The sequence below is a fragment of the Psychrobacillus syltrankelensis genome (assembly GCF_055454035.1).
Map to the genome: position 1 here is coordinate 2,016,681 of NZ_CM144227.1, position 21,218 is coordinate 2,037,898.

At 36.2% G+C, this 21,218-nt stretch carries 15 protein-coding genes, 1 pseudogene and 1 riboswitch; of the genes and pseudogenes, 4 read left to right on the plus strand and 12 right to left on the minus strand.

From position 1 onward, the window contains the following. Positions 1-241 precede the first annotated feature (241 nt). The 6 genes and pseudogenes from ACTSKG_RS09735 to ACTSKG_RS09760 form a co-directional block, all read right to left on the minus strand. Entirely contained in the window at positions 242-661 is a 420-nt protein-coding gene (locus ACTSKG_RS09735; protein ID WP_464754408.1) for a VOC family protein, read from the minus strand. A 90-nt stretch (positions 662-751) separates the two neighbouring features. Beyond that, a pseudogene (locus ACTSKG_RS09740) lies at positions 752-1,142 on the minus strand (VOC family protein). Between the two features lie 272 nt (positions 1,143-1,414). Next, positions 1,415-2,281 (minus strand): GNAT family N-acetyltransferase, encoded by an 867-nt coding sequence (locus tag ACTSKG_RS09745; RefSeq protein WP_464754409.1) that lies wholly within the window; start codon positions 2,279-2,281, stop codon positions 1,415-1,417. Between the two features lie 9 nt (positions 2,282-2,290). Then, positions 2,291-4,114: an ABC transporter ATP-binding protein gene (locus ACTSKG_RS09750; RefSeq protein ID WP_464754410.1), complete on the minus strand. Its 1,824-nt coding sequence runs from the start codon at positions 4,112-4,114 to the stop codon at positions 2,291-2,293. After that, positions 4,095-5,831 carry an ABC transporter ATP-binding protein gene (locus tag ACTSKG_RS09755; protein ID WP_464754411.1) on the minus strand — a complete coding sequence of 579 codons (1,737 nt, stop codon included), beginning with the start codon at positions 5,829-5,831 and terminating at the stop codon, positions 4,095-4,097. The genes ACTSKG_RS09750 and ACTSKG_RS09755 overlap by 20 nt, the downstream gene beginning before the upstream one ends. Before the next feature lie 1,178 nt (positions 5,832-7,009). Then, entirely contained in the window at positions 7,010-7,936 is a 927-nt protein-coding gene (locus tag ACTSKG_RS09760) for a DMT family transporter (RefSeq protein ID WP_464754412.1), read from the minus strand. Positions 7,937-8,137: 201 nt separating this feature from the next. On the opposite strand from ACTSKG_RS09760, the gene ACTSKG_RS09765 reads away from it, so the two are divergent. Further along, a complete protein-coding gene (locus tag ACTSKG_RS09765) occupies positions 8,138-10,180 on the plus strand; it encodes an EAL domain-containing protein (protein ID WP_464754413.1) in 2,043 nt (680 codons plus the stop codon). Between the two features lie 5 nt (positions 10,181-10,185). On the opposite strand, the gene ACTSKG_RS09770 is transcribed toward ACTSKG_RS09765, so the two are convergent. Both ACTSKG_RS09770 and ACTSKG_RS09775 read right to left on the minus strand, forming a co-directional pair. After that, on the minus strand, positions 10,186-10,635 hold the full coding sequence (locus tag ACTSKG_RS09770; RefSeq protein ID WP_464754414.1) for a threonine/serine exporter family protein: 450 nt from the start codon (positions 10,633-10,635) through the stop codon (positions 10,186-10,188). A gap of 11 nt (positions 10,636-10,646) precedes the next feature. Next, entirely contained in the window at positions 10,647-11,399 is a 753-nt protein-coding gene (locus ACTSKG_RS09775) for a threonine/serine exporter family protein (RefSeq protein ID WP_464754415.1), read from the minus strand. A gap of 225 nt (positions 11,400-11,624) precedes the next feature. Between ACTSKG_RS09775 and ACTSKG_RS09780 the strand changes: the two genes are divergently transcribed. Next, positions 11,625-13,085, plus strand: coding sequence for a polysaccharide deacetylase family protein (locus ACTSKG_RS09780; protein ID WP_464754416.1), 1,461 nt, complete (start codon positions 11,625-11,627; stop codon positions 13,083-13,085). A gap of 132 nt (positions 13,086-13,217) precedes the next feature. Here ACTSKG_RS09780 and ACTSKG_RS09785 read toward each other — a convergent pair whose 3' ends face one another. The 4 genes from ACTSKG_RS09785 to ACTSKG_RS09800 all read right to left on the minus strand — a co-directional run bounded on the left by ACTSKG_RS09785 (position 13,218) and on the right by ACTSKG_RS09800 (position 19,394). Continuing rightward, entirely contained in the window at positions 13,218-15,326 is a 2,109-nt protein-coding gene (locus tag ACTSKG_RS09785; protein WP_464754417.1) for a beta-propeller domain-containing protein, read from the minus strand. 220 nt (positions 15,327-15,546) lie between these two features. Next, a complete protein-coding gene (locus ACTSKG_RS09790; protein ID WP_464754418.1) occupies positions 15,547-16,740 on the minus strand; it encodes an acyl-CoA dehydrogenase family protein in 1,194 nt (397 codons plus the stop codon). Continuing rightward, positions 16,737-17,900, minus strand: a complete 1,164-nt coding sequence (locus ACTSKG_RS09795; RefSeq protein WP_464754419.1) for a saccharopine dehydrogenase family protein — start codon at positions 17,898-17,900, stop codon at positions 16,737-16,739. The genes ACTSKG_RS09790 and ACTSKG_RS09795 overlap by 4 nt, the downstream gene beginning before the upstream one ends. Positions 17,901-17,915: 15 nt before the next feature. After that, positions 17,916-19,394 carry an aldehyde dehydrogenase family protein gene (locus tag ACTSKG_RS09800; protein WP_464754420.1) on the minus strand — a complete coding sequence of 493 codons (1,479 nt, stop codon included), beginning with the start codon at positions 19,392-19,394 and terminating at the stop codon, positions 17,916-17,918. A gap of 168 nt (positions 19,395-19,562) precedes the next feature. Here ACTSKG_RS09800 and ACTSKG_RS09805 point away from each other — a divergent pair, with 168 nt between their 5' ends. Beyond that, complete coding sequence (locus tag ACTSKG_RS09805; protein WP_464754421.1) at positions 19,563-20,360, plus strand: TIGR00266 family protein; 798 nt, start codon at positions 19,563-19,565, stop codon at positions 20,358-20,360. A 288-nt stretch (positions 20,361-20,648) separates the two neighbouring features. Continuing rightward, positions 20,649-20,846 (plus strand): hypothetical protein, encoded by a 198-nt coding sequence (locus tag ACTSKG_RS09810; protein WP_464754422.1) that lies wholly within the window; start codon positions 20,649-20,651, stop codon positions 20,844-20,846. Between the two features lie 247 nt (positions 20,847-21,093). After that, positions 21,094-21,199, plus strand: a riboswitch (SAM riboswitch). Positions 21,200-21,218: the final 19 nt, after the last annotated feature.

Sequence of the window (21,218 nt, forward strand, 5' to 3'; positions counted from 1 at the left end):
CATCAAATACATCACAAATATCCTATAACAAACTACCTTCTAAGCGCACTAGTGTTGTGCCGAAATCCATTGGTGCTGAGAAAAACGAAAGGACAACTTGTCTTCACCGTTTCCAGAGTGCTTTGCGCGAGATCGTTTGACATTGAAAATGGATATCCTCGCTTTTTTTTCCTGAACTTCCCTACCAATTCATTAGTTAAAATAAATCCATAATAAGAGCGTTAACGCGATGATAGTTTCTCTAATCTTTTATAAAATATCTTTCCTTAAATATTGGACTTAGTTCACTCCACACATCAAATTTATTAGCATCTAAATCAAAAAAAACAAAGTTTCTCCCCGTGTGACCTCTGTTTTCAATTTCACCAACTTTTATTTCTTTTTCTTTAAAATCTTGGTGAATAGCTTTTAAAGCATTTAACCCATTAACCTCAAAAGTCATAGAAAAACGTTCTTCCCCGTAACTATCATAGAAATTAGATCTTTGATTTTCTTTTGATTTCACAAGAAATATGCTTTGGTTTGCAAAATTTAGTATTGCTTTATCTTCATCTTTATAGCTAACCTCTGCACCTAGTTTACTCACATACCAGCCAGAAGATAGTTCCACATTAGTTACTGGTATATAAATAGTACCTATTCTTAATAGTTGTTCTTTCACGCTATTCCTCTCCTCTATCAGATAGTAAACATATTCTCCACTACCATTACCTTATTAAAACCCGCTACCTTTTTAATGGGAATAAAAAATTTACGACTGGCATACACCTAATGGATTTCCGTCTGGATCATAAAAAGTAAAAAAATTAGTTGTTCCATCCCCACTAATAGAATCTACTTGCACATCTCGTTCAAGTAACAATCTGTGGGTTTCTTCAATATCATTAGAAATGAAGTTAAAATATTTCCCTACATCAAAGTTATTCTCAGGTTATTCTCAGGGAATATCATTGGTTGATGGTTTATACTTCTGACAAGGCATACTACCGTTTGAGAAATATCCGAATTTTCATAACAGCAGCTTCATTTTCAATATAAATTAGTTTAAAACCAAGTTTTTGTTCATACCAATAGGCTGAAAATTTAGGGTCACTAATTGGTATAAATATACCTTCCATTCCCATCAAAAGTGGATGACTCATTCCATTTAACTCCTTTAAATACATAATCTATTTTTATTTCGCTTTAAACTTGTAAAATCCTTTAAATTTTTTTTATTCAACTTCTTCATAGATTCATTTAGCCTATTAGAATGATCTGCGACGAGCTTGCGCAGGAGCATTGTTTTTTCTGCGACGAGCTTGCGCAGGAGCAAGGAAAGCGGTATGATGCTTGCCCGATAAGCGTTCTCCTAAAGTGGAAATCAACCTGTTCATGCATTCTATAAAATAGTGAAAAGGATGACCACAACTGGTCATCCTTTTCTATAGAAATTCGTATGATTGATCTTCCTAAATCCTGCTTTTTTATAAACAGATAATGCATTTTCATTGTCTGTTTCCACATCTAGATAAACATCCGTCTTGCCTAAATGATGTGCTTCATTTTTCGACCAATTTAATAGACTAGTTGCTATTCCACGACCTCGAGCTTTCTTATGCACTGCTAGTCCCGTCACCCATAATTTATCGGAATCATCCACGATAGCTACGGTACCTACAACTTCGCTGTCTACCTTAACGAGTATTAGCCTTCGATTGGGAGTTTCTGTATTAAAAGCAATCATCTCACTTGCTTCCTCTTCTGTGTCTCCAAATGCGCTTACCAGCACCTCAATCAACTCTGTATCCTGTCCATTATATGGGATGATTTCTTCCTTAGCAAAAGTTTCATTTGCCTCTGCATTTGCATACATTGTTATTTCTGAAAAGTCATGTATATAACCAAATTTCTTTAATAACTGTTGACCCGCTTCCGAATTTTCATATACCATCGCTAGATCTGATTCCGCTCCTCTAAGCTTTAAATTTTTCTCAAGCTCCTTCACTAGCTGTTCACCAATACCTTGCTTTCGAACCTTTGGTAATACAACCGAACTCCATTCGAAATCTAATGTAGCAATTCGATCAATAGCAGTTAACACTCCAACTAGTTTATCTGTTTCATCCTCGTATGCTAATACACAAAATCCTTTTAAATAATATTCGGAAAGTTCATCGATACTTAGTAGTGATGTGTAATTTGCTTTGTCTTCTAAAAATGTTTCTTGCATTAATCCGTTTATTTCATCCATCGTAACTACGTCTAATGGAATTGAAACCGTCATATAAGAAATATGCATAAGTCCTCCTTAAATCCTTGCATTCGTCATCATTTTAAAATATCGACCTTTTTGTTTTAATAAAGCTTCTTGTGAACCCGATTCAATAAGTTTTCCATTCTCCATGACAAAAACAATATCCGCTTTACGAACGGTATTTAATCGATGGGCAATTACAAAGCTCGTTCTACCTTCCATTAATCGTTCGAGTGCTTCCTGAATTTTCAGTTCTGTGACTGTATCAATACTAGACGTTGCCTCATCTAACAAAAGAATTGCAGGATCTGCTACTAGTGCCCGAGCAATCGATAATAACTGTTTTTGACCTTGGCTAATTTCTCCTCCGTCAGCTGTTAATACTGTATCATATCCGTTAGGTAGCTTCATAATAAAGTCATGAGCATTTGCTTCTTTCGCAGCATATAACACTTCGTCATCTGTTGCATTTAATTTCCCATAACGAATATTCTCTCTAACAGTCATTTCAAAGAGAAAAGGATCCTGTAATACGAACGCTGTTTGACTTCTTAATGTATTTCTCGGCATATTATCCATTGGAATACCATCAATTAGTATACGCCCTTCGTTTACTTCATAAAAACGGGCAAGTAGTTGCATTATAGTTGTTTTTCCTGCACCAGTTGCACCGACTAGTGCAGCTGTCTTCCCTGCTTCTACATGGAAGGAAACATGCTGAATTGTTGGACTCTCCTCTTCTTGATTGTATTTAAATGTTACATCCTCAAACGTGACATTCCCTTTAAGTTTATAGTCTTTGTTATCCACTGCTTCATCTAATTCTATTGTTTCATCCATAATTGCAAAAACACGCTCTGCTCCTGCGATTGCTGAGAGTACAGTATTAAATTGGTTGGCTAAGTCATTTAGAGGTCGAGTAAATTGACGGGCATACTCTGTGAATATCACAATTTCCCCAATGGACACCTTACCATAATACGCCAACACACCTCCTCCAGCTGCGACAAAGGTAAAACTTACATTATTTAGCATGTTCATTACTTTGGGAATAAAACCCGAGTAAATAAGTGCCCAAAATCCCGTTCTTTTTAGCCGTTCGCTTTTTACGGAAAACTCTTCCAACATACGACTCTCTTGGGAGAATGCTTTAACAATTCTTTGACCAGAGATCGTTTCTTCAATCATGCCATTTAGTTCACCTACCGCTTGCTGCTGCTCCTTAAACAATTTCGACGTTCGTCTTGTAATCCAACGCATTGCAAAATACATAAATGGAACAATTATAAGCGTGATAGCTGTCAATAATGGACTTAAAAGAAGCATCACTACAGTGGTCCCAACTAACGTTAATATACTTGAAAATACTTGTATAAATGATGAATTCAACGTTTGGCTGACGTTTTCAATATCATTAGTCATCCTACTCATTAGTTCGCCGTGCTGTCTTTTATCAAAGAAAGCTACCGGTAATTTTTGAAGTTTGTTAAATAGACCAGTTCTCAAGCGATAAATTGTCTGTTGCGATATCCCTATCATCCAATAACTTTGTAAATACATTGAAACCGACAAAAAAACATATACCACTACTAGTATTTCGATCATATTCAACAGCCCTGCAAATTGTTCTTTCGTAATATAATTGTCAATTATTATTCCAATCATATAAGGACCAAGTAAGGATAACGCAGAACTTACAACTACTAATAATAGAACAATGATTAATAAAAGTCGTTGCTCGTCTACTAATTTCCAAATACGTGCAAGTACCCCTTTCCAGTCAGAGGCTTTTTCCACTTTCTTCTTAGTACTTTTCTTTAAGTCGTTCTTTGTTACAATAGGTTCATATCCAAAAGGTTTACGAATGAAGTTCAACATGATGGTCACCCTCCTGCTGTGATTCTGCGATTTCTCTATACAAATAAGAGCTCTCCATCAACTCATCGTGTGTGCCATAAGCGGAAACTTGCCCTTCTTCCAGTAAAAGAATTTGGTCCGCTCCCTTAGCAGTTCTAATTTTTTGTGTAATGACAAGCATCGTTGCTTTTTCATTTTCTAACGCTTCCCACAATGCATTTTCTGTAGAAACATCTAGCGCACTTGTACTATCATCTAACAATAAAATCTCCGGCTTACGGACTAATGCTCGCGCAATTGATAGTCTTTGCTTTTGTCCACCCGATAAATTAACACCTTTTTGGCCAACCCTAGTATCATATTGATCTGGGAATTGCTCAATAGAATTGTGTATTTGTGCCTGCTTAGCAGCTTCTTTTAATAATTCTTCCGTTGCAGTTGAGTCACCCCAACCTAAATTTTCTTCAATACTACCTGTAAAAAGGATGGATTGTTGTGGCACAAGTCCTATCACTTGTCTAAGTTCTTTTAATGGCCAATCCTTTACTTCAACCCCGTCTATAAAAATGTTACCTTCCGTTGCATCAAAGAATCGTGGGATTAAGTTAAGCAGTGTAGATTTCCCAGAACCTGTCGCACCCATTATAGCGAGTTTCGAACCAGGTTTAACAGTAAAGGATATATCTTTTAAAACAGGCGCATCTGTTGATGGATATTGAAATGAAACATGTTGAAACTCAATTTCACCTACTCTAGGAATAATACCTGCTGTATTTGTATTTATTTCTTCTATCCCCTCTTCAACTATCAATACTTCCTCCATACGCTCAGCAGAAGCTTTTGCTCGAGAGAAAAAGACGATAATAAAGGAAAACATTGAAAAAGCACCTGTCATACGCATTGCGTAATTAACAATTGCCACAAGTTGCCCCATTTGTGCTCCTCCAGCTTGTATTTCCTTAGCACCAAACCAAAGTACTGCCAATAAACTTACGTTCATTACAAATAGAAGGACAGGTAATATTAACTCCATAATTCTAAATGCCTTCACATTATCCATTTTCAGTACATCCGCGACTCCGGCAAATCTGCTCGACTCAAAGTTGCCACGTAAATACGCTTTTATTAAGCGAACCGCTTGCAAGTTTTCTTGAACTTTTCGAGTTACTCGGTCTACACTTTTTTGTACTTTAGCGAAAAGCTTCATCCCTTTTCTACTCATAAAGTATAGAAATATGACTAAAAAAGGTGCACCAATTACTAAAAACAATGCTAAATATGCATTTACAAAAAAGGACATGATAATACTTCCAACAACTACTAACGGAGCTCGTAACATAATGCGAAGGCCCATGAAAAATAAGTTTTGTGTTATTGTTACATCATTTGTTAATCTTGTTATTAAACTTGCGGATGGAAACTTTAGAAAAGTTGCCATCGTAAACGATTGAATTTTTTTAAAAAGTACTTGGCGTATGTCATATCCATAGCTTTGTACAACATGCGAAGCGATATATGTATTAATAACCCCTGCTAAAAATGCCATCACGGAACAGCCTAGCATAATACTTCCCCAAAAAATAATCGTTTGCTGGTTCTTCGCCAAAATTCCATCATCGATAATTGTTGCTATTAATAATGGCTGAATTAGCTCTACAGAAAGTTCAATAAGCATAAATAATAATGCTATAATGACTAGCCGCTTATATGGTGATAAATAAGCAAAAACTGTTTTCACGTTTATAACACCCCTAGATTCTTCGTGACTCGAATTAATTATTGTTAAACCTATTATGCCATAATTATCCGAAAACTTATAGAAAAAGATGACCCATTGTTTAGGTCATCTCAGATATAGACAATCTTGAAAAGCGTGGAGACAAGGTGCAATAGGTTTGGATAATGATAGAATAATTCCTTTCCTATTCTTTTAAAAGCGGACGAAGATACAATTTCGTCCGCTCAAGACTTCTTTATCATTGGATCCTGTCTATTTTTCTCAAATTACACAGGATTACTGGTATTATTAAGTTTACATGCTCCACTAAAAAGTTAAAAACTGTCATAGAGCGACTAAATGTAAGATGAAAGCTACCAGATTCTACACTGAAAGCAACAAATGCCTTGAAGAAAGCAACCAATTTTATCGTGAGAGCAACCATTTCTCTATGTAAAGAGTTAACTTTATGTGAGATGGCACAAATTAGCGTTAGAAATCCTGTGAAACTAAAAACACAATGAACACGATATTTCAAATACAATCTTTAAGAAAAACCGGGCAAAAAGACTCCCAGTCCTTTCAAGAAGAGTAACATATGAATGTCGTTGCTTTCCGCTAAGGCGGACGCTTTTCGCGGGCAAGGCTTCAGTCTCCTCAGGCCAACACTATGTTGGTCACAAAGGCGTTGCCACACGAGGTGGCGTTCTTAGCCTTTGTTCCTTTGTGCGTTCCTGCGAGGCCATCCGCTTCAATCTACTTGTATACTATTGAAGATGGTTAGTGGCCAGAAGAGATAAAACAACTGTTCAAAAGGAATTAGCTTCCGATGTTTGCAGCGTAGAAAAAAGCCATCTCCGCTTCTTTATCCGTGGATGCAATCTATTTTTTCTCTACTTCCACTTGCCCTATTGATTATTACAAAGGAAATACTAGTTCCTTATTTCGAGAAAGCATCTTCCCTTTCTTATTGCACTGTTGATTGGAGCGGAAGGCGGCGACTCCTAAGGGATTAGCAAGCAAATCAAGACCCTGGACTGAGCAAAGCGAAGGAAGCAGCTTGATGCTTGCCCCTTGGAAAGCGCCCACCTGCAGCGGAAATCAACCTGTTAATGGCATAAAAAGGTTTCGGGAATTTTGACATTCACGAAACCTTTTCTCGTTATTTATTAATTCATCAATAATCATTCAAACTACTATTAACTTATTTTTTTCACAAAAATTATCTTTTTCCACTTAATCTCTCCGGCAATGGAAAGCCATGTTACAAAAGCTAGCATAACAATTACCCCAAAATATTGCCATACTCCAAGTATTTGTCCAAACCAAATCACAGAAATAATCATTGCTGTTAAAGGCTCCATACTGGAAAGAACACTAGTTTCTACTGCTGTTATGTATTTCATACTTGATAAAAAGAGCACAAATGCAATTGTACCGATTAGGATAATGAAACCAATCATCAAATTCACTGGGAACTCTGCCAAGTAACTCCATTCATCTGTTCGCCAAGACTGGGTAACTATTGCTAGAACTACACCACCGACTAACATTCCCCATCCAACAACAATTAGTACTCCCCATTCTTTCATAAGTTTAGCTGGATACACTGTATAAATAGCAAACGTTATACCAACACCCAAACCCCATAGCAATGCTTTAGAACTTATTAATAACTCGTCTATTCTAGCATTAGTCAATAAAAAAAACAGGCCAATAAGTGTACCAATAATCCCGATTACTTGATACTTAGGTGGGAACATCTTACTTTTCCATGATACATACAAAATAATATAGATTGGCCCTACAAATTGTAATAACGTCGCAATGGAAGCATTACTTGCCTCAATTGTGGCTACAAATGTATATTGTGCTCCTAGCATACCAAAAACCCCAAAGACTATTAATTGCTTCCACCAACTTGGTTCTTTCCAAATAGTAAAAATCTTCTTTCCACTCAACTTTAGAAATATTAATATGGATATACCAGCGATTGTTAAACGGATTGTCAAAAAAAATGGGACCGATAACCCACTATTGCTTAATACCCATTCCATCATGGGACCTGACGCACCCCAAAGCATGGCACCTACTATTATTAGTATAATACCTTTCCAGCGTTCCACTTAATATTCACCTCATTCTCATTATTCTAATTTTAACTTAATTAGTATGTAATTCAACGTAAAAAAGACCTTGTTAACACTAAAAATAGTAGATATTTATAACTATTAACATAAAAAAAGTGAATATATTGTTCTATTGTAATGACTAAATTCTCTCTATTCTATATAATTAGTAGAATAATAATGAAAGGGGTCATAGAGATGCATTCTATTGAAGCATTACTAGATTCATGCAGCACTATTTTCAGCCATTTACCTTATCCTACCTTTTTAACAAATAAAGAAGGGGAAATAGTCTGGTGGAGTAGGGAAGCTGAAAAACATTTCGGATATACCTTTGATGATGCAAAATCAGAGCATCCCCCTTTGTTTGATAATAGTCTACAAGGCCATTTTTCTTCCATTTTAGAAAACCAATTACATAACGTGGAGCCTATTCGATATGATTCCGTACTACTTAATCATTCAAACGGTGAACAATCCATGGCTTCTGTTTTAGCAAAGTCATTTACTTTCGAGCATGACCGTTATGTTTTATTTGTTATTGAAACAGATTATATTTCTAATTCAGAAGCAACCTCATTTTTAGAGTTGCAGTTATTGAAAAAAAATCTATCCGAATCATTTATGATTCTTTATTTAGATAAAGAAGGTTTAATTACACATGCAAATTCACATTTTTTAAAGAAAAGTAACTGGACCCCTAAAAGAATTTTAGGAAAATCTTTCTGGCAACTATTTCCGAATACACCTGAGAGTACAATAGTAGCTGACAATATTATGAAAGCCCTTACTAGAGGCGAAAGATTCCATGGTGCAGTGGAGAAAATTACAAAAGACGGAACAAACTACTGGGTAAATCTACTCGCCATTCCTATAACTGACAAGAAAAATAATGCGCTTTATTATTTATTATTGGAAGAGGAAATTACGGAAAAGAAATTATTTCAGTCCCGTTTAGAACAAATAGCTTATGTAGATATGGAAACAGGACTTATGAGCAGACACCGCTTAGAAGGCGTCGTACAAGAATATATTTCAGAAAAAAGGAACTTTTCTTTTGTTTTTATTACAATCGATCAGTTTTATACATTGAAAGAGATATTCAATGATCAAACGGAAGCCGAATTATTAATTGAATTTACTAAAAGATTAAAAGTTTATTTTGAAGAGACAACCATTGCTCGAGTTGGTAGGGATGAATTTGCCCTTCTGACTCCTTTAAGTGATTGGTATATTCAAGGGTTTACAAATTATTTAAAGCAACATCCAATTTATTTAAACAATAAAATCGTTCCAATTACAATTAGTGGAGCAATTACTAAGTATCCAGAAGACCAACAATCCTATATTCACTTAATAAAGGCTTCAAATGCCACTGTTCAGAAGGTTAAGCAAGGTGGTGGTGGCTCTATTGTAAGTCTTTCTCAATCTGATCAAAATAGACTCAGTCGAACGATACAGATTGAAAAACGATTATTAGAAGCTTTAAATCATCAGGATCTTCATGTAATGTACTTACCACAAAAAGATGTACAGACAGGCAAAATCACTTCTGTTGAGGCTCTCGTTCGTTGGGAAGATGAAGTACTAGGTGTAATTTCTCCAGAAGAGCTAATTCCGATAGCCGAAGAAACTGGATTGATTAATGAGATAGGTAATTTTATGCTAGAAAAGTGTTGTGAGCAGGCATCTGTCTGGCAAAGCAAAGGCTTTCCTATTAAGGTTAGCTTCAACTCATCTATACGAGAATTTCGAGATAAAAATATGGTTAAAACAGTACGTAAAATGTTACAGAAATATAATTGTTCGCCAGATACTTTAATAATAGAAATTACAGAAAAATTCGCATTAGAAGCAGAAGCAGAGAAGTCAATTATCCAACAAATGCAAACGTTACAGACGGATGGTGTATCATTTGTGCTCGATGATTTTGGCACTGGCTATGCATCTTTAAGATATTTACAACTTTTGCCGATCAGCCAATTAAAAGTAGACAAATCGTTTATTAACTCCCTGTTGCAACAAGAAAAGTTACAAAGTCTAGTTAAAGGTTTAATACAATTTGGACACTCCTTGAATATTGGAGTAGTGGCAGAGGGAGTTGAAACAGAAGAACAATACACGGTATTAAAGCAAATGGGTTGTGATTCGATTCAAGGTTATTATGTGAGCAAACCTGTTTCAGCAAATGAAATTGAATTCCTATTAAATAAAGAAACAAAAACCGTGAAAAACATTTAAGTTTTTCACGGTTTTAATTTCGGCCTTTTTATCGCCATTAATAGTAACTTCATAATTATTTCAGCAAATACTAAGCCAATTGCTATAGCTCCTGATATCATTAATGCTCGCGATGCATATTGAATAGCTAATCCATAATCTTCTTCCACAATATGACGCATTGCATTATATGCAACCCCGCCTGGAACTAAAGGAATAATTCCGGCTACACTAAAAATAATCATTGGCATTTTAATCCGTTTTGCCATTAAATGAGCAACAAATGCAATTGTAAACGCTCCAGCAAAAGACGATTTGACAGGATCATTTGATAAGTGATCTGTAAAAGAATAGATTAGCCACCCTGTCATTCCAACAAGGCCACAATAAAAAAGGGAGTTTTTCGGAGCATTGAAAACTATTCCAAACGCCGTTGCAGCAATAAAGCTTAATATTCCTTGAAATAGATATGACATAAGTTTCCTCCTTACAATGATAAAATAATTGCAACTCCTGCGCCTATCGCAGATGCTGTAAGAAATGCTTCCGCTCCTTTTGATAACCCTGATACAAAATGCCCTGCCATCAAGTCCCGCACAGCATTTGTAATAAGAAGACCCGGAACAAGCGGCATGACAGATCCAATAATTATTTTGTCTACTTCATTGCCAATTCCATATGCCACAGAGAATGTCGCAATACTACTAATAACTAAAGCGGCTAAAAATTCCGCGAAAAACTTTACTTTTGTTCTTAACTCTAACTTATCGGCTATTGCATAGCCAATCCCCCCCGCAATCATAGCAGTTGGAATATCTAACAGCTTAGCACCAAACAATATTAGAAAAGCCCCTGAGGCAATTGAAGCAGCAATAATTTGAATCCAAAATGGGTACATTTTATGTTCTTCATCAATTTTATTTAACTCTATATATGCAGACTCTAATGATATTTCATCATTAGCCAACTTTCTTGAAACTGCATTTACAAGTGCAATCTTCCCTAAATCTGTGGTTCTATTGTTAACCCTTACTAATCTGGTAGGAAGTGCTCTATTTCCACTGAAAATAATTCCAGTAGGCGTTACAAAGCTTTGCGATTCCGTCAACTTCTGTGATTGAGCCATACGATCCATTGTATCTTCTGCACGGTATGTTTCCGCTCCACTTTCCATCATTAATCGACCTGCGAGTAAGCAGCATTCTACTGCTAAATCATAGTTTGGCGTCAGTTGGAACACCTTCCTTCCTCTGTGTACGATAATCTTATCGAACGCTAGAAATAAAAACAATATAAACTAAAACTTTTTCATACATTCATCCGTCTAATCTTATATAATATAATAAGAAAAACACCAGGCCCTATTTTCCCCAGTTCGAAACGAGCTTTAGGAGGTTTTTACGCCGAGTAACAGGAGTTCCAGGCTCCTGGTTATATTTTCTTGTTTTAAAGAAGGAGAATTACCATGTCCACAAATCCAAGATCCAGAAAAAGAAGTCACTGGATCGACATTATGTTTATTGTTTCTATCATCTTATTAAGTAGTTTAACAGCATTCCTTCTTTTGGTACCTACCTCTTCTGAGAAAGAAAGTAAAGTTTCAGCTAGCCATTCCCCTAAGGCACAGGAAGAAGTAAGCGAAAGCGATTCGGTCTATCCAGGGATTCGTATCATCACGGAAACATCTAACGATATAAATACACCTTTTGCAATTCAATATCCCCAAAGTGATGTTCCAAGTTTCAACAAAATTGTGAAGGGATATACCCAAAATTTAAAAACACTATATTTGGAAGATACAAATTATTTAAGCGAAACAAAAAAGCATACTAAAGGTGAGCTAAATATATCATTTGAAGTTTTCCAAAACACTACTGGTTATTACTCATTTGTCATCCATTCAAGAATATACACGGGAGGAACAAACGGGAGATCCGAAACAAAGATTATTCACTTACATAATCAATCAGGTCACATGCTAACGATAGAGGATCTTCTTGCAAAAAACGAGCAATCGCTAGAGAAGCTTTCCAGTAAAGTGAGGAAGGCAATAACTTCCGATAAACAATTAAGTCCCTATTTACTATTAGAACAATTTGATGAAAAAACAGCTCCAAAATGGGAGAATTTTAATAACTTTGTATTAAATACGGATTCACTTGATTTTTATTATAGTGAATATGCAATAGCATCAGGAGCTGCTGGGGCATCAACAATTTCCATCCCACTCTCTGATTTAGATGATATATTAACTGATGAATATAAACTTCCAGTCGTTAAGGGGAATTCAACACCTACTAATAATGCTCCTGAAAAACAAACTTCTGTTGAAACGGAAACACCAAAAGATGAAGTAACAAAAACACCTTCACCTGGTAAAGTAGTAGCCTTAACATTTGATGATGGGCCTAATCCAGAAACAACAAGAAAAATTTTAGAAACCTTAAAAAAGTATAATGCAAAAGCTACATTTTTTATGCTAGGGAGTAGAGTTTCATTTTACCCTGAGGTAGTGAAAGAAATAAAAGATGCCGGTCATGAATTGGGAAATCATACATGGACACACTCCGATTTAACAAAAGCTACTGTCGGAAAAATAGCATCTGAGATTAATAATACAAGCAATGCAATAGAAAAAGCATCTGGCAGTAAACCTACTGTGTTCCGACCCCCGTATGGAGCTGTTAACAAAACTGTTCGTAGCCAGTCTTCCCTTCCTGTCATTCTGTGGGATGTAGACACATTAGATTGGAAATATAAGGATGCCAAACACTTGCTAGAACATGTGAAAACACATGTAAAAGATGGTTCGATTGTTTTAATGCATGATATCCACGCTTCAACGGCAGATGGCTTGGACGATGTGCTTGCTTATCTACAAGGTGAGGGTTATACGTTTGTGACTGTTTCTGAGTTGAAAAAATAAGTCAGCCAGTAAATTTAAGTGCATCTTGTCTTTACTATTTCCAGGGTGCTTTAGACGAAACACTGACCTACACTATTACCATTCTATTAAAAAAGGATGAGGTCAACTTAAAGGTTGATCTCATCCTTTTTACTAATACGTCAGTTTTCCTATTTTTTCGAAGTTACGTAAGTTGTAACTTGTTATTTCTTTCATGGATATTGTGTAAAGAGAATCCCCAACATAAATCATACGCTGAATGCTAGTTTCCCAATCTTCATATAACTGAGCTGGATTTTTAGATTTTAATAAATTACCTTTTAAAGCAATTCCCTTTTCAGGAGTAATTTCATAAATTAATGAACCTTCTTGTTTAAATTGAGAATATTCTTGTCCGGCACCCTTTTCATATATCGAAACGGGAAAACCATAAAGATTTTTTTCTTCATGTTGGAATAATGCATGGTGATCATACTGAATAGGTGAGTAAGTTCCTTGACCACCAATTACTTTTGCATCCAATTCCTTTGGATTTTTAAGGTCAGTTACATCAAACAACGAGATTTTCATGCCTTCTGTCATAATAAGCGGTTCCTTGCTATCTACTTGTGGTACCGTTTTCGTTTCATATCCAAATCCGATTAGATGGTTTTCATCTAACGGATGTAAATAGTTACTAAAACCAGGAACTTTTAATTCTCCTAATACTTTGGGAGCCGTTGGATTCACTACATCTATGACAAATAATGGATCCGTTTGTTTGAATGTAACCATATATACTTTATCACCCATAAATCTTGCAGAATATACTCTTTCTTTTTTTGCAAGACCTGTTAAAGAACCTACAGTTTTCATTCCATCATCTAGGATAAAAAGATTGTTTTCAGAAGGTTCTTTTTCGTCCCAGGTGTTCCCTTTTGTTGTAACTAAACGGAAATAACCATTATGCTCATCCATTGAAAACTGATTTAATATCGTACCCGTTACTCTACTTGATGCTACAAATTGAATGTTTGTATTATTTAACTCAAATTTAAATACTTTTGTATCCATTTTTCCAGGGTTCCAAATAAATTTTTTCGCAGTCGGTGTAGCATTTTCGTATAAAGTAGAAGTTAAATATAAATTATCTTTAGACATGTATAATTGTTCACTTCCACCTAAGAAACCTTTAGTATTTACTTTATTTCCAGCTGGATTCGTTAAATCTATTGCGGAAACAATACTGTAGCTCCCTTCTAAAGTGTTTGGAAGAATAGAGATACTATTGTAATTCATAGGTCTAGGCTCTTTATCTATTTTAGAGTCATAGATGAACGGACGTAGCTCCGAGTCACTCTTCTCTTCCATCATCCAATACCTTGGATAAACAGATGTAACATAGTAGAGTGTATTATCCGTTAATCTTGCACCGTTCATATAGCCTTCTGTTCCAATCTCTCTTAACAGTTTTGGTGATTTGGGATTTGAAATGTCATATAAGTACACAGTTGTCATCTGATTCCTAGGAGGTAGCGCTATCCTCGCCATGTCTTGAGTACTTTTCAAATCTAACGACTGATATATATTTTTTTGCCCCATAATAATCAATGTTCGATCTGACAATAAAAGCTGAGTAGGATAAAAGTCATCCCCAAATTTTATTTTACTCTCTTCTTTCATATTCTTTGAATCTTCCACATTAATTATCGCTACATTGTTTTCATTAATAGTAAATATACGGGATCCATCTGTTTTTACACTATCCGCTTCATCGACACCTTCCACTTGGTTGTTTGTCGTAGAATAATCACTACTTTTAGCATTTGAAGAGACTCTTTCACTTAAAGTCATTATGTCTTCTGAGACAAATCCGACTCTATCCCCTTGTACTTTTTTCACTAACTGAAAATATGCAGTTAACTCTTCTTTCGATTTGACGGATTGAATCTCTTTAAACACTTTAATAGGAAACTTTGTTTTACCAAATTGATTTTTTACATGTAGGATGTACGATCCTTCTTCAAGTCCTGTTACCACTACAGATTTACCGTCTTTCGAAATACTATGCTTTACATTTACTTTCGTTCCTTGTTGATTAGTTACATACATATCCCCTTTTTCCCACGCATTTTTACTAACAGCCGAAGATAACTTTACTACTAATGGTTGATGTGTCATTATCACTTCTTGTGCACTTACTATCGTTTTTGTTGAAACCAATACACTTACAAAACCGATAATTAAAACTATAGTAATTAGCCAAATACCGCTCTTTTTCATGGTGATCACCCTCTCTATTTCTTTGTTAATCCATTAGACTTAAATTTCTCCAATTGGTTTCACTGCTTCCAGTATTTATTTATATGATTAAGAATTTTCAGTTTTCTAACTATCTTGTAATGTTTTTTTAAATAAAAAATTTAAGCTCTCTTTTCACCTAACTTTAAAAGCTAAACAAGAAAAGGTTTTCCTGAGTTCATACTCTAGGAAAACCTTTTTCTTATTCTTCAAATGGCCATTTCGGTAGCATATGAGAGAGTGTTTTATCTTCTCGATAGCCAAGAACATATTCCGCTTGCATAATTGTATGGATTTCTCTTGTTCCTTCGTAAATCACTGGAGCTTTGGAATTGCGCAAGTATCTTGCTACTGGATATTCGTCTGAATAGCCATAAGCACCGTGTATTTGTACTGCATCATCAGCAGCCTTGTTGGCAAAGTCACAAGCCTGCCATTTTGCTAGAGACGTTTCTCGTGTATTGCGAACTCCTTTATTTTTCAATTCACCGACTCGGTAAACGAGTAATCGGCTCATTTGAAGACCAGCTTCCATCTTTGCAATCATTTGCTGCACAAGTTGGTGTTTACCAATTTCCTTACCGAATGTTTCTCGTTCATGACAGTACTTCACACTTGCCTCTAAGCAAGCTAATGAAAGACCTACTGCCCCAGCTGCTACAGTGAATCGACCATTGTCTAGAGCAGACATAGCAATTTTAAAACCCTCGCCTTCTTTTCCAAGAAGGTTTTCTTTTGGCACTCGCATATTTTCAAAAAATATTTCACCCGTATTTCCTGATTTAATGCCATACTTCCCTTTTATTGCTTTTGAAGAGAAGCCCTCCATTGTACGATCTACAATGAATGCACTGATACCGTGATGTTTTTTCGATTTGTCTGTATAAGCAAACACAAGGAAATGATCAGCAGCATCACATAGTGAAATCCAAGTTTTTTGCCCAGTAATCACATATTCTTCTCCATCAAGCAGGGCCACTGTCGACATAGCAGCCACATCGGATCCTGCTCCTGGTTCCGTTAAGCCAAAAGCTCCTATCTTCTCTCCCTTTGCTTGGGGTATTAAATATTTTTGTTTTTGTTCTTCTGTTCCCCATTGCATAAGAGTCATTGAATTTAGTCCGGTATGCACAGAAACAGCCGTACGAAAAGCAGTGTCTCCTCTTTCGAGCTCCTCACATACAATCGCAAGGGCATTATAGTCCATACCACTTCCGCCGTATTTTTCAGGTACACAAACACCCATCAAACCAAGGTCGGCTAATTGCTTCCAAATACCCTTATCAAATGCGCCTTGTTCTTCCCATTTTGCTATATGCGGAATAATTTCATTATCTACAAACTGCCGAACTGTTTTACGAAGAAGTTTCTGTTCCTCTGTAAATTCAAAGTTCATACGTTAACACCTCTCATAACTGACTCCATAATATTTACTCCTCGAGCGGCCATTTCTTTGATATATAATTCTCCAGGAACTATAAGTTCTGGTGGGAATACCCCTCGTTTGGAGATGACATTATTGCCAATCATTTGTGCTACAACTGAAATGGTGTTGGCTGTTGCTCTTGCCATTGCTGTTGTACCCGAAAGTTTGTCTTTTTTTGTGGCCAATTCGTAATTATACGTTGTATTTTCACCGTCTTTAGTACCAGTTACGATTACTCTCAATAAAACTACGTCTTCTTTATCACCAAGTAATAATTGAGGTGTCAATACTTCTTTTATTACATCGCGGGCTTTAACCATGTTTCCATTTACATTTACTATTGTATTTTTATTTGTTAGTCCTAAATCGACAAGCAATTTAAACTTTTCTGCGTGCCCTTTATAACGAATGGTTTTGTACTCCAGCGTATCAATATTCGGAAAAGATTTTGTTAAGGTAGATGTACCGCCAGCGGTATGAAATGCCTCTAATTCACCATACTCTTCAAAATAAATAGGTTCAATTTCTGATAAAGATTTCACTTCTTGTAATTTCCCATCTCGTATAACATGGGAAGGATCGGTATAATGGTCAAACACTCCTTCTAATGAGAAGACGATATTATATCCAAATATTCCCTCCGGAACAGCGGGAATTCCACCTACATATAAATGAATACCAGAAACGTTATCTAATTTACTTGCGCCGTAACCTGCGAGAATATTAATCATTCCAGGTGCCACTCCTAAATCTGGAATAAGGGTAACACCTTTATCCTTTGCTCTTTTATCGAGTGAGAGCACTGCATCTGTTGCTCCGCCTATATGCCCCCCTAAATCGATGGAATGCACGCCAGCTTCCACTGCAAGCCTAGCAACCTTTTCATTAAACGTATAAAACAAAGCATTAATAACAACATCTACTTTTTGCATTATTTGTAGTATATTCTCATCATCATTTGCATCTAATCTTAAAACTTCCACCTTGGAATTTTGTAACCTCTCTTTAAACAAATTAGCTTGTCCCACATCTAAATCACATAATAAAACTTTTTCCACATTTGGGCTTAATACTAAATCACGAGCTGCTTCTTTCCCCATTAATCCTGCTCCTAATACAGCAACCTTCATGTTGTCATCCCCCTATTATTCTGTGTCTATTTGTGCACGTTGCAGTTTTCCACTGAAGTCTACATAAATGCTCTTCCACTCGGTATATACATCTAGAGCTGCTACTCCACTATCACGGTGTCCATTTCCAGTCCCTTTCGTCCCTCCGAAAGGTAAATGAATTTCTGCTCCTGTTGTACCTGCATTAACATAAACAATTCCTGTGTCCAAATCCCTTTGAGCTCGGAAAATTTTATTTACGTCCCTTGAAAAAATAGAACTTGAAAGACCGAATTTCACACCGTTATTCACCTCTATTGCTTCCTCTAGAGAACTTACCTCTATTAGTGAAACTACTGGCCCAAAAATCTCTTCCTGTGCTATACGCATATTTGGCGTTACATCTGTAAATAGAGTTGGAGCATAATAATTCCCTTCTGCAAGCTTCCCTTCCTCTAATATTTCTCCACCAACAAGTAATTTTGCTCCTTCATCTTGCCCAATCTTTGTGTAAGAATGAATTTTTTCTAATGCATTTTTATTAATTACTGGACCTATCTTTACCGTTTCGTCCAGACCATCTCCAATTGTTAGTTGTTCCATTTGAGTTAGAAGTAAATTCTCTAACTCTTTCTTTACATCTTTATGCACGATTACACGACTACATGCGGTACAACGCTGACCAGCTGTTCCAAATGCACTCCATAAAATCCCTTCAACTGCAAGAGACAAATCTGCATCGTCCATTACAATCACAGCATTTTTCCCACCCATTTCAAGAGATACCTTCTTTAGATGTCGACCGCCAAGCTCCGCAACTTTACGACCTGTTTCTGTTGAACCGGTGAAAGAAATAACTTTTACGTCGGGATGCTCTATCATAGCTGTTCCAACATCGGAACCAGAGCCAAATACAACGTTTGCAACCCCAGCTGGCAATCCTGCTTCTTGAAAGATTTTCGCCATTTCATATGCCATCATTGGTGTTTCAGTTGCCGGCTTCCAAATGAATGTATTTCCTGCAACTATAGCCGGGAATGACTTCCATGTAGCAATCGCAACAGGAAAATTCCAAGGAGTGATTAAACCAACCACTCCAATAGGTGCACGAACACTCATTGCAAATTTATCGGCAAGCTCTGAAGGTGTTGTTTCTCCGAATAAACGACGTCCTTCTCCTGCCATGTAAAATGCCATGTCAATTCCTTCTTGCACCTCTCCACGGCCTTCTTCAATGACTTTACCCATTTCTTTTGTTAACACTTGCGCTAAGTGTTCCTTCTTTTCTTTCATCAATCTACCAATTTCATATAAGTAATCTGCCCGTTTTGGTGCCGGTACTAGTGCCCATTTCTTTTGCGCTTTCACTGCAGCAGCAACCGCTTGATCTACATCGTTTTTAGTTGACATCCGAACTTCCGCCAAATGTTGACCATTTGCAGGATTTACAACAGCTGTGTAATTTACTTCCCCAACTTCTTGCCAATTACCATCGATAAAATTAGTTAACTTCATTTCCCTACCTCTTTTCTATATAGGTGAAAATGCTTCCTTTTTAACTACATTCTCTATTTATTTAATAAAACCCTTTTTAAAAATAGAAAAATTTGAATTTTCAATTTGAAACTTTTTATTACTTTTCTCGTATTATTAAATAAATATTAATTAGGGAGGAAAATATACATGAATAATCATGAAATTGATTTCAAATTACATGGAGATGATATGCAGTTTGTAGAGATTGAATTAGACCCAGGAGAAACTGTAGTTGCTGAAGCAGGTAGCTTAATGATGATGGAAGATGACATTACTATGGAAGCCATTTTTGGTGACGGCTCAAGTTCATTTGATACTGGACTAATGGGAAAATTAATGGGTGCAGGCAAACGTATGTTAACAGGCGAAAGTTTATTTATGACTACATTTACGAATGCCGGTAATGGAAAAAAACATGCTTATTTTGCCTCTCCTTATCCCGGAAAAATAATTCCTATAGATTTAAGTGAATATCGCGGTAAGGTTATTTGTCAAAAAGAAGCTTTTTTAGCTGCAGCAAAAGGTGTTTCTGTTGGAATCGAATTTCAACGTAAGTTAGGTACTGGTTTTTTTGGTGGAGAAGGATTTATCATGCAAAAACTTGAAGGCGACGGTCTTGCTTTTATTCATGCGGGGGGAACTATTCATAAAAAAGAACTACAGCCTGGTGAAGTTTTAAGGGTAGACACTGGTTGTTTAGTAGCGATGACTTCTGACGTAAATTACAATATCGAAATGGTAAAAGGAGTGAAAACTGCTCTTTTTGGAGGAGAAGGTTTGTTTTTCGCTACTCTTCGTGGACCAGGTACTGTATGGATTCAATCGTTACCATTTAGCCGCTTAGCGAGCCGTGTTTTTGCAGCTGCTCCTCAAACACTAGGTAGAGGCTCAAAGGATGAAGGAAGTATCGCTGGTGGATTATTTGACCTTTTAGGAGGAAAATAAATAGTTGTTTAGTGCCACTTTTTATTTACTTCTTAAGAAAAGCCCAAACGTCCTTTAAGTACAAAACCTATTTTCAATCATTTCCGGAGTGCCTTGGATAGTCTTGAGATATATTACTCAGCAAATCTGTTCATGGTCTTAATTTTTTTTGTTTTCTGTAAAAAACTCTTTTATTCTACTTTATTCCGCAAATTGTTTATAAAGAATCGACCTCCTCTTCATATACTAGTGGAAGAACATTTTTCTATGAAAATATTGTTCTTAAGTATAGGAAAGGAGGTGTTAGTAATGAAAGCTTCTTTAGGTATGTGGATTGGTTGGATTGGAATTGTATTAGCAATTGTGGGGTTCTTTTATTATCCTATGATACTTGGTGCTGGTGCGGTTGTCTTAGGATTAGTTGGTTTAACTTCCCCACAAAAATTCCTTGCTTGGATTTCTATAGTACTTGGAGCAATTGCATTCTTCCTTCCGATGCTCCATTAGCTAAATGTTGACTAATAAATCCGCGGCATGTTCGGGACATTTACCGCACATGCCTTTTTTTATATTTCAAGCCTTACCAAAGGACAACCATCTATCTTGACTTATCCCCTTTCCGTCCTTTTCTATTTTGCTCACAGAATGAGTTAATACTTTGAACAAAAATACTTATTAATTTGTCACCTTGTGTTATTATCCATCCCGTGATAAACTATTTTAAATTTAACATTTAGAAAATTTAATATTTTATTTCTTATCAAGAGAGACGGAGGGATTGGCCCGAGGATGTCTCAGCAACCAGCCAAAAGTGGTGTGGTGCTAATTCCAAAAGACGGTCATCGTCTTGAAGATAAGAAGACTAACTTCAGTATTTTT